This is a genomic window from Pseudomonas sp. 10B238 (genome assembly GCF_000970615.1).
Classification (GTDB): domain Bacteria; phylum Pseudomonadota; class Gammaproteobacteria; order Pseudomonadales; family Pseudomonadaceae; genus Stutzerimonas.
Genome location: NZ_KQ033928.1, coordinates 398,391 through 413,024 on the forward strand (window position 1 = coordinate 398,391; position 14,634 = coordinate 413,024).

14 protein-coding genes are annotated in these 14,634 nt (G+C 57.7%); all 14 read left to right on the forward strand.

The window, feature by feature from the left end; translation table 11 throughout:
- The first annotated feature begins 24 nt into the window (after window positions 1-24).
- The 14 genes from ilvE to RT21_RS04105 all read left to right on the forward strand — a co-directional run bounded on the left by ilvE (window position 25) and on the right by RT21_RS04105 (window position 14,626).
- Window positions 25-948 carry a branched-chain-amino-acid transaminase gene (gene ilvE / locus RT21_RS04040; RefSeq protein WP_046161718.1) on the forward strand — a complete coding sequence of 308 codons (924 nt, stop codon included), beginning with the start codon at window positions 25-27 and terminating at the stop codon, window positions 946-948.
- 82 nt (window positions 949-1,030) lie between these two features.
- Entirely contained in the window at window positions 1,031-2,065 is a 1,035-nt protein-coding gene (gene waaF / locus RT21_RS04045) for a lipopolysaccharide heptosyltransferase II (protein WP_046161719.1), read from the forward strand.
- On the forward strand, window positions 2,066-3,067 hold the full coding sequence (gene waaC, locus RT21_RS04050; protein WP_046161720.1) for a lipopolysaccharide heptosyltransferase I: 1,002 nt from the start codon (window positions 2,066-2,068) through the stop codon (window positions 3,065-3,067). It begins immediately after the preceding gene.
- Entirely contained in the window at window positions 3,067-4,188 is a 1,122-nt protein-coding gene (locus RT21_RS04055) for a glycosyltransferase family 4 protein (protein WP_046161721.1), read from the forward strand. The genes waaC and RT21_RS04055 overlap by 1 nt, the downstream gene beginning before the upstream one ends.
- 112 nt (window positions 4,189-4,300) lie before the next feature.
- The gene (rfaP, locus tag RT21_RS04060; protein ID WP_046161722.1) at window positions 4,301-5,116 is read left to right on the forward strand and encodes a lipopolysaccharide core heptose(I) kinase RfaP; all 816 of its coding nucleotides are present in this window, start codon (window positions 4,301-4,303) and stop codon (window positions 5,114-5,116) included.
- On the forward strand, window positions 5,116-5,850 hold the full coding sequence (locus tag RT21_RS04065) for a lipopolysaccharide kinase InaA family protein (protein ID WP_046161723.1): 735 nt from the start codon (window positions 5,116-5,118) through the stop codon (window positions 5,848-5,850). Before rfaP ends, RT21_RS04065 begins: the two co-directional genes overlap by 1 nt.
- Entirely contained in the window at window positions 5,847-6,599 is a 753-nt protein-coding gene (locus tag RT21_RS04070) for a lipopolysaccharide kinase InaA family protein (protein WP_046161724.1), read from the forward strand. Before RT21_RS04065 ends, RT21_RS04070 begins: the two co-directional genes overlap by 4 nt.
- Window positions 6,596-8,017, forward strand: coding sequence for a lipopolysaccharide kinase InaA family protein (locus RT21_RS04075; protein ID WP_046161725.1), 1,422 nt, complete (start codon window positions 6,596-6,598; stop codon window positions 8,015-8,017). Before RT21_RS04070 ends, RT21_RS04075 begins: the two co-directional genes overlap by 4 nt.
- A 113-nt stretch (window positions 8,018-8,130) precedes the next feature.
- Window positions 8,131-9,870 carry a carbamoyltransferase family protein gene (locus RT21_RS04080; RefSeq protein WP_046161726.1) on the forward strand — a complete coding sequence of 580 codons (1,740 nt, stop codon included), beginning with the start codon at window positions 8,131-8,133 and terminating at the stop codon, window positions 9,868-9,870.
- A 2-nt stretch (window positions 9,871-9,872) separates the two neighbouring features.
- Window positions 9,873-11,006, forward strand: coding sequence for a glycosyltransferase (locus tag RT21_RS04085; protein ID WP_046161727.1), 1,134 nt, complete (start codon window positions 9,873-9,875; stop codon window positions 11,004-11,006).
- Entirely contained in the window at window positions 11,007-11,912 is a 906-nt protein-coding gene (locus tag RT21_RS22980; RefSeq protein WP_052724720.1) for an AarF/UbiB family protein, read from the forward strand.
- Entirely contained in the window at window positions 11,909-12,730 is an 822-nt protein-coding gene (locus RT21_RS04095) for a hypothetical protein (protein ID WP_046161728.1), read from the forward strand. Before RT21_RS22980 ends, RT21_RS04095 begins: the two co-directional genes overlap by 4 nt.
- Before the next feature lie 19 nt (window positions 12,731-12,749).
- Window positions 12,750-13,712, forward strand: coding sequence for a glycosyltransferase family protein (locus RT21_RS04100; RefSeq protein ID WP_046161729.1), 963 nt, complete (start codon window positions 12,750-12,752; stop codon window positions 13,710-13,712).
- A complete protein-coding gene (locus RT21_RS04105; RefSeq protein WP_046161730.1) occupies window positions 13,697-14,626 on the forward strand; it encodes a DUF6625 family protein in 930 nt (309 codons plus the stop codon). The genes RT21_RS04100 and RT21_RS04105 overlap by 16 nt, the downstream gene beginning before the upstream one ends.
- Window positions 14,627-14,634 lie beyond the last annotated feature (8 nt).

Consider the following 14,634-nt stretch of genomic DNA (forward strand, 5'->3'; position numbering starts at 1 on the left):
TTTACCGAATTCGAGGTGGCAATAATGTCGATGTCCGATCGTGATGGCGTGATCTGGTATGACGGTGAGATGGTGCAGTGGCGCGATGCGACCACCCATGTGCTGACTCACACTCTGCATTACGGTATGGGCGTTTTCGAAGGCGTGCGTGCCTACAACACGCCGGCCGGCACCGCTATCTTCCGCCTGCAGGCGCACACTGATCGCCTGTTCGATTCGGCGCACATCATGAATATGAAGATGCCGTTTTCGAAAGAGGAAATTAACGAGGCCACCCGCGCCGCCGTTCGCGAGAACAATCTGGAAAGCGCCTATATTCGCCCGATGGTTTTCTACGGATCCGAAGGCATGGGTCTGCGCGCCAGCGGCCTGAAGGTTCACGTGATCGTTGCCGCCTGGCACTGGGGCGCCTACATGGGTGACGAAGCGCTGGAGGTGGGCATCAAGGTGCGCACCAGCTCCTTTACCCGCCATCACGTCAACATCAGCATGACCCGCGCCAAATCCAACGGTGCCTACATCAACTCGATGCTGGCCCTGCAGGAAGCGATTTCTGGCGGCGCTGACGAAGCGCTGATGCTGGACCCGGAAGGCTATGTAGCGGAAGGCTCGGGCGAGAACATCTTCATTATCAAAGACGGCGTTATCTACACGCCTGAAGTGACCGCCTGCCTTAATGGCATCACGCGCGGTACCGTGTTGACCCTGGCTGCCGAGTTGGGCATCAAGGTTGTGGAAAAGCGCATCACCCGTGACGAGGTTTACATCGCCGACGAAGCCTTCTTCACCGGCACCGCCGCCGAAGTCACGCCGATCCGCGAAGTAGACGGTCGCAACATTGGTATCGGTCGTCGTGGTCCGGTCACCGAGCGAGTGCAGAAAGCCTACTTCGATTTGGTGTCCGGCAAGACCGAGGCGCACCCCGAGTGGCGTACGCTGGTCAAATAAGCGCAGGGGTTGCTGCCGCGAACACGGGCCGCTCGGGCAGCTCGCGCTTGCGGCATGAAGCCCTAAGCCTGAAGCTGCCTTTATGAATATTCTGATTGTGGGTCCCAGCTGGGTCGGCGACATGGTGATGGCGCAGACGCTGTTTGTCTGTCTGAAACAGCGTCATCCCGATTGCCAGATCGACGTGCTCGCGCCGGAGTGGAGTCGCCCGATTCTCGAGCGTATGCCCGAGGTGCGTCAGGCACTAAGCTTTCCGGTCGGGCATGGTGTGCTCGACATGGCGACCCGACGCAACATCGCCCAGGGGCTGCGGGGAAAGTATGAGCAGGCGATCCTGCTGCCTAACTCGCTGAAGTCCGCCTTGGTCCCGTTCTTCGCCGGCATTCCTAAGCGTACCGGCTGGCGGGGCGAGATGCGTTTCGGTCTGCTCAACGACATGCGCAAGCTGGACAAGCAACGCTATCCGCTGATGATCGAGCGCTTCATGGCGTTGGCCTACGAGCCGGGTGCCGAGTTGCCTGCCCCGTATCCTAAGCCGGCGCTGCGCATCGTTGAGCACAGCCGCGATGCGGCGCTGACGCGTTTCGGGCTTTCACTGGATCGCCCGGTATTGGCACTTTGCCCCGGAGCGGAGTTCGGCGAGTCCAAGCGTTGGCCGGCCGAGCATTTCGCCAAGGTTGCCGAGGTGAAAATCCGCGAGGGCTGGCAGGTCTGGCTGTTCGGCTCGAAAAACGACCACGCTGTCGGCGAGCAGATCCTGCAACAGTTGATCCCCGGGCTGCGAGAAGAGGCGCTGAACCTGGCTGGCGAAACCAGTCTGGCCGAGGCCATCGATCTGCTTTCCTGCGCCGAAGCGGTGGTCTCCAACGATTCGGGACTGATGCACGTCGCCGCCGCGCTCGGGCGGCCGCTGGTGTCGGTCTATGGTTCGACGTCACCGGCCTTCACCCCGCCGTTGTCCGATCAGGTCGAGGTCGTGCGTCTGGGGCTCGATTGCAGTCCCTGTTTCGAACGCACCTGTCGTTTCGGCCATAACAACTGCATGCGTGAGCTGACACCGGGCCCTGTCATCGAGGCGCTAGGGCGCCTGGTTCCACAGCCAGTCGAGGTGCGTTGAGTGAGGGTGTTGCTGGTCAAGACCTCTTCGCTGGGTGACGTGATCCATACGCTTCCGGCGTTGACCGACGCGCAGCGCGCCATCCCCGGTATTCAGTTTGATTGGGTGGTAGAGGAGGGTTTCGCTGAGATCCCTGCCTGGCATCCGGCGGTTGCGCAGGTAATTCCCGTGGCCATCCGCCGCTGGCGCAAGCATCCGCTGCAAACCCTTCGTACCGGCGAGTGGCGGCGCTTCAAGGCGCGGCTGCGCGAGACCCATTACGACCTGGTGATTGACGCGCAGGGTCTGCTCAAAAGCGCGTGGTTGACACGCTATGTCAAAGCGCCAGTTGCAGGTTTGGATCGTGATTCGATACGCGAACCGCTGGCGTCGCGTTTCTATGATCGACGCTATGCCGTGCCCCGGGAGCGGCATGCGCTCGAGCGGGTGCGTCAACTATTTGCCCAGGCGCTCGGCTACTCGATTCCTGAGATGATTGCCGACTACGGTCTGGACCGCAGTCAGCTGGCCACACCAGGCGAACAGCCCTATTTACTCTTCCTTCATGGCACCACCTGGCCGAGCAAGCATTGGCCGGAGGCTTACTGGCGCCAACTGGCCGAGCGTATGAGCGAGTTTGGCTGGGCGATCCGTCTGCCTTGGGGCAATGCGGAAGAAAAGGCCCGAGCCGAACGAATCGCCCAAGGCCTGCCGAGCGCTTCGGTATTGCCCAGGCTCAATCTGGGCGGTGTTGCCAAAGTGGTTGCCGGGGCACGTGCTTGTGTGGCGGTGGACACCGGGCTCGGTCACCTTGCCGCAGCGTTGGACGTTCCGAGCATTTCGCTTTATGGCCCCACGCTGCCTGGCCGAGTCGGCGCCTATGGCCGTTCCCAAGTACACTTGTGCGCGCCTGGGCCGAACGCCGGTAAAGGCGATCGCCACAAACCCTGCTTCGACGGGCTATCAGCCGAGCACGTCGCAAGCGAACTCAAGGCCCTGTTGCGGTCATCGGAGACACCCTGATGCAACTGGCCTTCATCCTCTATAAGTACTTTCCTTTTGGCGGGTTGCAGCGTGATTTCATGCGCATTGCGCTCGAATGCCAGCGCCGCGGCCACCAGATCCGCGTGTACGCGATGATCTGGGAAGGCGAAGTGCCCGAGGGGTTCGAGGTGCTGATCGCACCGGTCAAGGCGCTGTTCAACCACACCCGCAATGAGCGCTTCACCGCCTGGGTCGAGGCGGATCTGGCGAAGCGGCCGGTTGACCGAGTGATTGGCTTCAACAAGATGCCAGGGCTGGATGTGTATTACGCCGCCGATCCCTGTTTCGAAGACAAGGCGCAGACCCTGCGCAACCCGATCTATCGTCGCTGGGGCCGCTACAAGCATTTTGCCGAGTACGAGCGGGCAGTGTTCGCCCCGGAGGCGAAGACGCAAATCCTGATAATTTCCGAGGTGCAGCAGCCGCTGTTCATCAAGCACTACGCGACGCCGGCTGATCGTTTTCACCTGCTGCCGCCGGGCATTGCCCAGGATCGAAAGGCGCCATCCAATGCCCTCGACATCCGGGCCGAGTTCCGACGGGAGTTTGGGCTTGAGGGCGATGCTCTTCTGCTGGTGCAGATCGGTTCCGGTTTCAAGACCAAGGGGCTCGACCGCAGCCTCAGGGCCGTCGCTTCGCTGCCTCCTGAGTTGAAGAGGCGGGCTCGCTTGTTCGTCGTTGGTCAGGACGATCCCAGGACTTTTCAGGTGCAGGCCCGGAACCTGGGCGTTTCCGATCAAGTGATGTTCCTTGAAGGGCGCAGTGATATTCCGCGTTTCCTGCTGGGTGCCGACCTGCTGATTCATCCGGCCTACAACGAGAACACCGGCACCGTGCTACTGGAGGCGTTGGTCGCCGGGCTGCCGGTGCTGGTCACCGATGTATGTGGCTATGCACACTATATTGCCGATGCCGACTGCGGTCGGGTCGTGCCTAGCCCGTTCGATCAAAACCAGCTCGACCGCATGCTGGCCGAAATGCTCGCCGACGATCAGCAGCGCGCCGTCTGGCGCCGCAACGCGCTGGCCTTCGCCGCCACGGCTGACCTCTATTCCATGCCGCAGAAGGCCGCCGATGTGATTCTGGGAGAGCAGGTATGAAGCCCATGGCCGGTACGCCCACGCGGCGGACTGAAACCGTAGGAGCCGGCTTGCTGGCGATCCTGGCTGCACAAGAGCATCGCCAGCAAGCTGGCTCCTACAGAGAGGCTGCATGCAACTGATCGTCGCCGAACCGTTCAAGACGCTCTGGGCCGGACGTGACCCGTTCGAGGCCGTCGAGCAGTTGCAGGGCCAGGTATACCGTGAGCTCGAAGGGCGGCGTACCTTGCGTACCGAAATCCACGGGCGCGGATACTTCGTCAAGATCCATCGCGGTATCGGCTGGGGCGAGATCGTCAAGAACCTCAGCACCGCCAAGCTGCCAGTCCTCGGCGCCGGGCAGGAGTGGCGGGCCATTCAACGGTTACACGAGGTCGGCGTACCGACCATGACTGCCGTCGCCTATGGCGAGCGCGGCAGCAATCCCGCCACCCAGCATTCGTTCATCATCACCGAAGAACTGGCGCCGACGGTCAGCCTCGAGGACTTCGCCGCAAACTGGCGTGAACAACCGCCGGAGCCTGCGCTCAAGCGCGCGCTGATTGCGGAAGTCGCTCGCATGGCTGGGAACATGCACCGTGCGGGAGTCAATCACCGCGACTTCTACATCTGCCATTTTCTGCTGCATACCGACAAGCCGGTGACGGCGCATGATTTTCGCCTGTCGCTCATCGACCTTCACCGCGCCCAAACCCGCACCCAGACGCCACGCCGCTGGCGCAACAAGGATCTGGCCGGGTTGTATTTCTCGGCGTTGGGCATCGGCCTGACGCGCCGTGACAAGCTGCGTTTTCTCCAGGTCTATTTCCAACGGCCATTACGGGATGTCCTGCGTGACGAGGCTTCGTTGTTGACTTGGCTGCAACGAAAGTCCGAAAGGCTGCAGAGCCGCTTCCTGCGTAAGTATGCGTCGGGTGCCCACCAGTGATGCGTTGGTGGACCGTTGACGGAATCAACTCCGACGCAGCGAATGCGTTCGCCAGTCTCGACGCTGTGTTCGCGCTGAATGGCGAGCCAATCACGCGTGACCCGCTATCCGAGGTGGTTCGTGTCAGCATTGGTGGGCAGCGTTACTATGTGAAGCGCTACTGGGCGGCGGGTAAAGGCGTGCGGCGTTTCATCGGGCGTCCACGCGTCGAAGCTGAGTGGCAGAATTTGCAGCACTTTCATGAATGGGGAGTCGCGGTCGCTCCACTGGTTGCCTGGGGGCAGCAGCGCCGTGCAGGATTCTTTCAGCGGGGTGCCTTGGTCACCCTGGAAGTACCCGGCACTCTAGATATGGCTGCCATGGCTAAGGATGGAGATGCACGCCTGGCGGACCCGCTGTGGGTTCGCCAGCTCAGTGAGCAATTGGCAAGCGCGACGCGCACTCTTCACGCTCACCGGTTCGCTCATAACGACTTGAAATGGCGCAACCTGCTGGTCGACGAAGCGGGCAAGCTGTACCTAATTGACTGCCCCTCAGGTGACTTCTGGTGGGGGCCGGTTCTGAGGCATCGCATCATTAAGGACCTAGCTTGCCTGGATAAGGTAGCCAGGTGCACCTTGTCCCGCACTCAGCGGCTGCGTTTCTTTCTGCTCTATCGACAGCAGGCGCGGCTCGGCGCTGAAGACAAGGCGCTTATCAGGAAAATACTGACCTATTTCGAGGGACGCGAATGAGGGATTTCCTTTCGCCAGCGCATGCCGGTTCATTGCGTAGCGCAAGCCTGGATAGCTTCGACACGTTATGGAGGTTGGAGCTTGATGCCGTCGATGTGCCTAGCGCCGTCGACGGCGGTTGGAGCAGCGTATACCGGCTCGATATCGGTGGTGTCGGTTATTACCTTAAACGGCAAAGTAACTACCTGTCGCGTAGCTGGCGTCACTCGTTCGGTGAGCCGACCTTTGCTGCTGAGCTTCGTAACATTCGCCGCTATCAGCACAAGCATATTCCCACACTGGAAGCTGCATTCTTTGCGCAGCGCCGTACCCGATGTGCGGTCAACGCCGTTCTGCTGACTCGGGCACTGGACGGTTGGCAGGACCTGAGCAGTCTGCTTTGCCAGTGGTCAGATCTAGGAATGGCAAGCCGCCAGGCGGTACTCACTTGCTGCGGACGGCTGGCCCGTCAGCTACATAGTGCTGGCGAAGTCCATGGGTGTTTTTATCCCAAACATATTTTCTTGCGCGAGCACCTCAGCGGCTACGAGGCATGTTTGATCGATCTGGAAAAGACACGCATATTGCTGGGGCGCAAAGACCGCATACGCGATTTGGAGGCATTGATCCGCCGCGTTGGGTTTTGGAACGAAGATGAGTTGCGTTGCCTGTTTGCGTTCTACCTAGAAAAGGACTCCAGCAGCCGCATGATTGAAACCTGGCTGCGTCGTATCGAGGCGCGGCATCAATACAAGGCGGCCCAGGCATGAAGTTGGCGCAGCTGCGCTCGGCCGGGCGCACTCCCTCTCTTCCGATGATCGTCGCGCTGGGTGCCGATGAGCTGCATGTCATGCAGTGGTTGCGTGTGTTGCCGGGACAGCGCTACGTGGCTCGTGCGCAGTGGCGAGGAGTCCAAGTGCTTGCCAAACTGATGGTCGGTGATCGCGCCCGCCGTCATTTCGATCGTGAACTTGCAGGAGCACAGCAGCTCGCTGCGCAGCAGCTGAACACGCCGGCCCTTCTGGATCAGGGTTTCGGCGAGGCAGGAGGCTGGCTGCTATTCGAATATCTTGAAGGCGCGCAGAGCCTGCACGATGCTTGGCTCGGTGTGGCGTGTGAGGTGCCCTTAAGCGCAAACCAGCAGGAGGTTCTTGGCTGTGCGCTGGCCGAAATCGCAAACCTGCATGCCAAAGGGCTCTGGCAAAGCGACCTGCATCTCGACAACCTGATGCGCCACAAGCAGCGGCTCTACCTTATCGATGGCGGTGGCATTCGTGCCGAGACCCCCGGCCAGCCGTTATCGAGGGAGCGCGTGCTGGAAAACCTGGCTGTTTTCTTTGCCCAGCTGCCCACGGTCCTTGAGCCCTTCGTGGAAGAACTGCTGGTTAGCTACCTGTTGGTCAACAGTGCGCATGCCCTTCCGCTCGAGGCGCTCCTGGACAAGACTCGTGTGGCCCGCCATCAGCGACTCGTCAGGTACCTCAAAAAGATCGGGCGCGACTGCACGACGTTTAGTGTGCGCCACGATCAGGTCGGGCTGGTCGCAGTGCGTCGCGAGCGAGAAGCCGGCTTGCGCGACGTACTCAGAGATCCCGACGGGTACATCGCAGCCGGTGCGGCGCTCAAGCGGGGAGGCAGTGCAACGGTTGCCAGGGTGGATGTCCAAGCAGGACCCTTGGTAATCAAACGCTACAACATCAAGGGCGTAGTGCACTGGCTCAAGCGCTTCTGGAGACCATCTCGCGCCTGGCACAGCTGGGTTGAAGCGCATCGCCTGGAGGTGCTGGGCATCGCTACGCCGCAGCCGCTGGCCATGATCGAAGTGCGCCGTCTCGGTCTTCGAGGACGCAGCTATCTGATTACCGACTACGTTGAAGGCCAGGATATAATCGCCCGTTTCGCCCCGTACGTGGATGGTGCCCCCCCGGAACATGAGCTGCTGGCGCTGGAGCAGTTATTTGCGGCGCTTATTCGTGAGCGAATTAGTCATGGCGATCTGAAGGGCACCAATGTGCTATGGCGGGACGGCAGCTGGGCGCTTATCGACCTGGACTCACTGCAGCAGCACCGTAGCCTTGCTCGATTCCATCAGGCCTTTGCCAAGGACCGTGAGCGTTTGCTGTGTAACTGGCCTGCAGGCAGTACTTTGTACCGTTTGCTAGATCTACGTTTACCGAAAGGCAGCTAGAAGCAGGACGCTTGAAGCTGGGAGAGAAGCCCTCGGGCTAGAACTATATACGCGCTATTGCTTCGAGCTTCCGGCTTTAAGCTCCAGACCGTTTTTTTAAGAGGCTTTTTCCAGTGGCACTGACAATTCTCGGCCTTTCCGGCGCCCTCAGTCATGACCCTTCCGCCGCTCTGTATATCGACGGTAAGCTGATCGCCGCAGCCGAAGAAGAGCGTTTCGTACGCGATAAGCATGCGAAGAATCGCATGCCTTACGAATCAGCAAAGTTTTGCCTGGAACACGCTGGCATTAAACCCGCCGATGTCGATGTGGTCGCCATCCCTTTTGCGCCAATCAGCATCCTCGAGAAGGCTCGCTGGCATTATGCCAAGCGGTACTGGTACGCGCCGGATCGCGCATTGGATGCCATTCTGTTTGGTAATCGCCGCTACAAGCGCTACCACAGGCGCATCCAGTGGTGCCTTCAGCAACTGGGTTTCGATCTGAAGAAGATAAAAATCGAGCCGGTTGAGCATCACCTGGCCCATGCATCGAGCGCCTATCACTGCTCGGGCTTCGCGGAAAAGACTGCCATCCTGGGTATTGATGGCAAGGGTGAGTACGCCACGACATTTTTCGGCTATGGCGAGAACGGCCGCATCCACAAGATAAAAGAGTTTTACGATCCGGATTCACTGGGCGGGCTCTACGGCGCGATTACCGAGTTCCTCGGCTTCGAGATGCTCGATGGCGAGTTCAAGGTGATGGGCATGGCGCCGTATGGCGATGCTGCCAAATATGATTTTTCTCGCCTGGCCAAATTCGAGGATGGCGAGCTGGTCATCAATACCGATTACGCCAACGTGATCGGCTTCCGCCGCTACAAGGAAAAGGGCAAGGGTTATTACTTTTCGCCCAAGCTGATCGAGTGGCTGGGGCCGAAGCGCGAAGGCGATATCGCCGACGACCCCTACATCCACTATGCCGCCAGTATGCAGGCCCTGTTCGAAAAACTGGCGCTGCAGATGATGGATTACTACCTGGGCGACATCATCCGCGAAACCGGCAAGATCGCCTTCGCCGGCGGCTGTGCGCTCAACGTGAAACTGAATCAGAAAATCATTGCGCGCCCGGAAGTGAAGGAGTTGTTCGTCCAGCCCGCCTCTGGCGATGCCGGTACGGCAGTTGGCGCAGCGGCTTACGTCTCCCACCAGCGTGGCGTGCCGGTGGAAAAGATGGAGCATGTCTATCTTGGGCCTGCGTACACCAACGAAGACGTTATTGCCGCATGCGCGCGCCATCCTAACAAGCCGACCTGGCAGCAGATCGACAACATGCCTCAGCGCATCGCCCGGATCATGGCCGACGGCAACCCGGTGGCCTGGTTCCAGGGTCGCATGGAGTTCGGCCCGCGGGCGCTGGGCGGGCGCTCCATCATCGGCTGCCCGAGCGTTCCCGGCGTGGCCAATCGCATCAATGAACAGATCAAGTTCCGCGAGCGCTGGAGACCCTTCTGCCCATCGATGCTCGATACCGTGGCGTCGCAGATGCTCAAGGTCGACCATCCGAGCCCGTTCATGACCTTCACCTTCGAGGTCAACGAGGGGTGGAAGGAGCGCGTTGGCGAGGTGGTCCACGAGGACGGCACCTCACGCGCTCAGGTCCTTGAGCGTCGCCATAATCCGCGCTGGTACGACCTGATGCTGGAGTTGGAGAAACTCACCGGCAATGGCGTGTCGCTCAACACCTCGCTGAACCGTCGCGGGGAGCCGATGATCTGCTCGCCGACCGATGCGTTGAATATGTTCTATGGATCGGATCTGCAATATCTGATCATGGAGGATGTGCTGGTCGTGAAGGGCGGGAACGGCTAGCCATGAGTAGTCAGCAGTGGGTACTGCAGTTTTGCCATGGCTATGACGGCCCGTTCCTGGACTGCGCGCGTCAGTACGCAGTGTTGTTCAGCGGGACACACTACAAGGTGTGCACTGTCTACCTGACTGGTGCGCCAAGTGCAGAGGCGGAGTACGGCTCGGCGTCTGACGAGGTGATTTTTCTCGGCTACGACAGCAAAGATGTGCGTGGCCTCAAGCTCGGCGCCATACGCCAATTACGCGCGATCATCGAGGGACGAGACTTCCGCTTTTGTATCGCCCATCGCTTCAAACCGATCTATATCGCCCTGGTGGCGACTCGGCTGCATGTAATTGGGGTGCATCATGCCTTCGGCGTTTATAGTCGGCCAATGCGCCGTTGGTTCGTCAATCGCTTCCGCTCCCGTCTGCTGTTGCTGGGCGTCTCCAATGCAGTGCGCGACGAGATTCGCGGCCATCTACCGGCTTGGGAGCCCGAGCGCATCGAGACGCTGTACAACCGAATCGATGTCGCCGCGGTGCAGGCTGAGCTGGTGTCCCGTGAGGCTGCACGTGAAGCGCTTGGCCTGCCGCAGGACGTCTGGGTGGTCGGGAATGTGGGGCGACTGCACCCTGACAAAGACCAGGCGACCTTGATCCGTGGCTTTGCCCAGGCGTTGCCTCAGCTGCCGAAAGGAAGCCGGCTGGCGATCATGGGCAGCGGTCGGCTGGAACCGCCGCTTCGCCAATTGGCGCAGGAATTAGGTGTCGCCGAGCAAGTATGCTTTCTCGGCTTGGTTCCCCGGGGTCGCCGCTATTTCAAAGCCTTCGACGTGTTTGCTCTGACGTCCGATCACGAACCGTTCGGCATGGTATTGCTGGAAGCCATGGCGGCGGGGATGCCGGTTATCTGTACGGATTGTGGAGGTGGGCGTGAGGTAGTACAGGGGGTGGGAAGGGTTTTTCCGTTTGGAGACGACGCTGCCCTAGCTGCAGAGTTGGTGGTAGCAGCACAAGCGGATGGCTATTCTTCTCAATCAATAGGGAAAATTGCCGATAACCTCGCCGAGCGCTTTTCCGATGTTCGTGCACGGCGTGACTTTAGGTCGATCCTGTCAAAAGGTTTCGACATGGTTGATTATCGGGATTTCATATAAATGCTTTATTGGAATCGCTATATACGTGACATGGACCGCGTTGTTTTTCCTAAGCATATCTTTCATCTTGATTCGACAGTCGACGATGAGCGCCGGCAGTTAGCAGCGTTTCTATCTGCTAAGCAGTTAAGCTGTCTGAAAGCACCCGTGCAGGGGCGTGCAGTATATCTTATGGAAGAGAAAAGGGTTGTTTTAAAAACTAACCGCCTAGGTGGATTAAAAAAGCGCTTAATAAAACATTTTGGGTTATTTGGCGGAGGGCGACATTATTGCCTGACAAACGAGCTCGCCAATTTACGTCGTCTTTCTAAAAGCAAACTCGTTCCGCAGGTCTATGGCTTCGGACGGCAACGGCATGGGCTACTGCGCGACGAGTTTCTGCTGATTGAATATTTTCATTCAATGCAGACGGTTGATGAGTTCATCGTTCAGTATCCAGCTCGTTTAGAGTGGGTGCTCGAGAAAGTCGTGGATCTTTTTTACCAAATGCTCATGGATGGCTTTGTGCATTTGGACCCGCATCCTGGAAATATTCTGCTTGATGATGCTGGGCGGATGCGTTTCATTGATTTTGAAAGCTGTTCTTTCGATGTGTCGGACGACAGCTTCGTGTTGGCGTCGTCGCTAGGTTATTTCTTCCATTATTGGTTCTGTAAATTTATCGACGAGACAGTTTACGATCAGATAGTTCTGCATAGTTTGGCTAAGCGAGGCAGCTCAAAGCTTGATGCTCGGTTTTTTGCTATTTATCAAAGTTTTAAAAAGTCGAAAGTAAGTCGAAGACAGCGCTATGATTGTCTTTTCTCACCGGCATACCGCCGGAAATTTGAGACTGCCTGCAGCGTGTCGCCAGATACAGTTAGAACTCTGCGCAATCGCGCAGAGTTTGGCATGGGTGATGAGTGAAAATAGCGTTAGCGTTTTTCGGCATTCCCCGCAACAGTTCGATTTGTTTTCCATCGATTGAGCAGAATATCTACCGACACCTGCCATCCAGTGCCCGCGTTGGGTCTTTTTACCATCTTTATGAGCCCCAATTGATAATTAATCCGCGGTCCGGTGAGAACGGTTTCATCAGTGAGTCTAATTATCATCCTTTCGCTCATATGACCGGTAATCGTGAAGAAGCTGGCGGCTGTCTGGAACGTTGGGACTTCGACGAAATTAGGAGGCACGGTGATGTATGGGGGGACGATTGCAGGTCATTGACCAATCTAATACATCAGCTGAATTCGCTACATGCGGTAACAGAGCTGGTCGATGGGTTTGATCCCGACGTCGTGCTTTTTGTACGTCCTGACCTGCTCTATCACGATGCCCTGCCCGGGTTCGCACTCAGCGCCTGTGCATCGAACCGCCGCGCGGTCTACATCCCTCATTGGCAATGGTGGAACGGTCTGAACGATCGTTTTGCTGTTTGCGGTCGTGACGTCTATGGCGCTTATGGTCGTCGTGCAGAGCTTATGATTCCTTTTTGCCTGAAGACGCAGCGTGGGCTGCACGCCGAGCGGTTGTTGCGTTTTTCCATGGGTCAGACTGGATCTTCGGTGCGCACACTTGACATGCGGGCATCCCGGGTTCGATTGAATGGGGAGTTGGTAGACGAAACATTCTCCTCCAAGCATTCCATGGGTCGCCGGGAGAATCGTTTCATTCTGCCAGTGGCACGAATGCGCTCGCAGTTTGACAAATTTCGGTATCGGCAGGACGGTACGCTCGGCTGATTAGATGGAAGAACACCTAATGCTCAAAGTTCTGCTTCTTGTGCAAAAAGAACAACGCGTCATGCTTGACCGGTTGTATGAAGGTATTGCGCAGAATTGCGAATGTGATACACGCTGGTTGAGTCGTAATGAACAAGCCAATTTGAAACGCTACTTCTCCGATTATGTAAGCCCGCAAAAGTATGACCGTATTATATTCTTTGTACGGTTCAAGCAGGAAATTCGGCAGGTTGGTTTCATTCGCAGTGTGCCAAATCTGGTAATACTGGAGCACGACGCTTATCAGAACTACATCAGCTGCAAGTACGCTGGGAAGTTCAGTGCACACTACCGGCGCTTACCGTGGGTGCGTGTGATCAGCTCCGGTTTCATGGTCAGCGAGCAGCTTCGTCAGGAAGGTTTTGATGCAGTCTTCGTCCCCAAAGGTTACGACCAGACGTTGTTGCGAGACCTGAGGAAGGAGCGGGATATTGAGCTGGCCTTCGTCGGGAGCACTAAAAGTGGCGCCTATAGCGAGCGCAAGGCGTTGCTTGATGAGTTCGCTAAGGTTGAGGATCTGGTGGTGACACGCACCAATTCCGGTAAAGACTACTGCGATACCCTCAACCGCATTCGCTTCTTCGTCAGTGCCGATGTCGGGATGGGCGAGTACATGATCAAGAACTTCGAGGCGATGGCCTGCGGCTGCGTATTATTCGCTTGGGACCAGGGCGAAGCGGAAAATCAGGCGTTGGGTTTTGTCGATATGGAAAACCTGGTGCTCTACAGAAGTCTCGATGAGCTGCGAAGTAAGCTTGCGATACTGCGTTCCGATCCCGCGCTGGCTGTCCGCATTGCTGCTGCGGGTCGGGCATTGGCGGAGGGGCGATACAGCTTCTTGCAGATCGGGCGGCGTATTGTCGAGGCATTGGACGAACCGCTTCGAGAGCGTCCACCGATGGGGCTGTTGAGTCGGCTGCGCCTGCGATGGGGGGCAAAGTGAACACACGTATTCGTTTGCTCGTTCCTTACTTCGGTCGTTGGCCGTTTTGGATGTCTTTCTTTCTGCAAACTTGTCGATGGAATACAGACATTGAGTGGCTTTTTTTTACGGACTGCGGCGTGCCAAGTGGTTTGCCAGACAACGTGAAGATTAAACCAATGTCTTTCCGGGAGTACTGCCAGTTGGTGAGCGAGGGGCTCGGCATCTCGTTTAAGCCAACCAACCCTTACAAGCTCTGTGACATCAAGCCAGCGCTTGGGTACCTACATGCCGAGCACCTGGAGGGTTTCGATTTCTGGGGCTTCAGCGATATCGATCTCGTCTATGGCGATTTGAAAAAGTATTTTTCCGAGGAGCGACTCGCCAAGTACGATCTGATTTCTACCCACGCGCGCCGTATTTCCGGGCACTTATGCATGTTGCGAAACAGTAAGCGCATGCGCGAAGCCTTTATGCACGTTCCCGGTTGGCAGAACTGTTTCGAAGACCCTGCGCACTGCGCATTCGATGAAGGCGCATTCAGTCGGTTATTTATTCGACACAAAAACTGGCCAGAAGGGCTTCGGCGCGTAGCTGATCGTTTTAATCCTTGGCGCCAATCTAGCGAATTCAATGAAGCATTCAGCACCCCGCATGCTCGCGTTCCGTGGCTCGGTGGTGGCTTCGATTTTCCGGATTGCTGGATGTGGAGTGTCGGTCAGCTAACGAACAACCGGGATGGTCTACGCGAATTCCCCTATTTCCACTTCATAACCTGGAAGAGCTCCAAGTGGTCAGGCTGTCAGCCTGAAACACTGATGCACCCTTTAGATCTGGCTTCATGGCCAGCATGGTGCGTTACGGAACAGGGTTTTCGACCTTCAGAAAGCATTCTGACCACCGAAGAGAAAGCCAATGTCGATGGACTGCAATAAGGCGACCA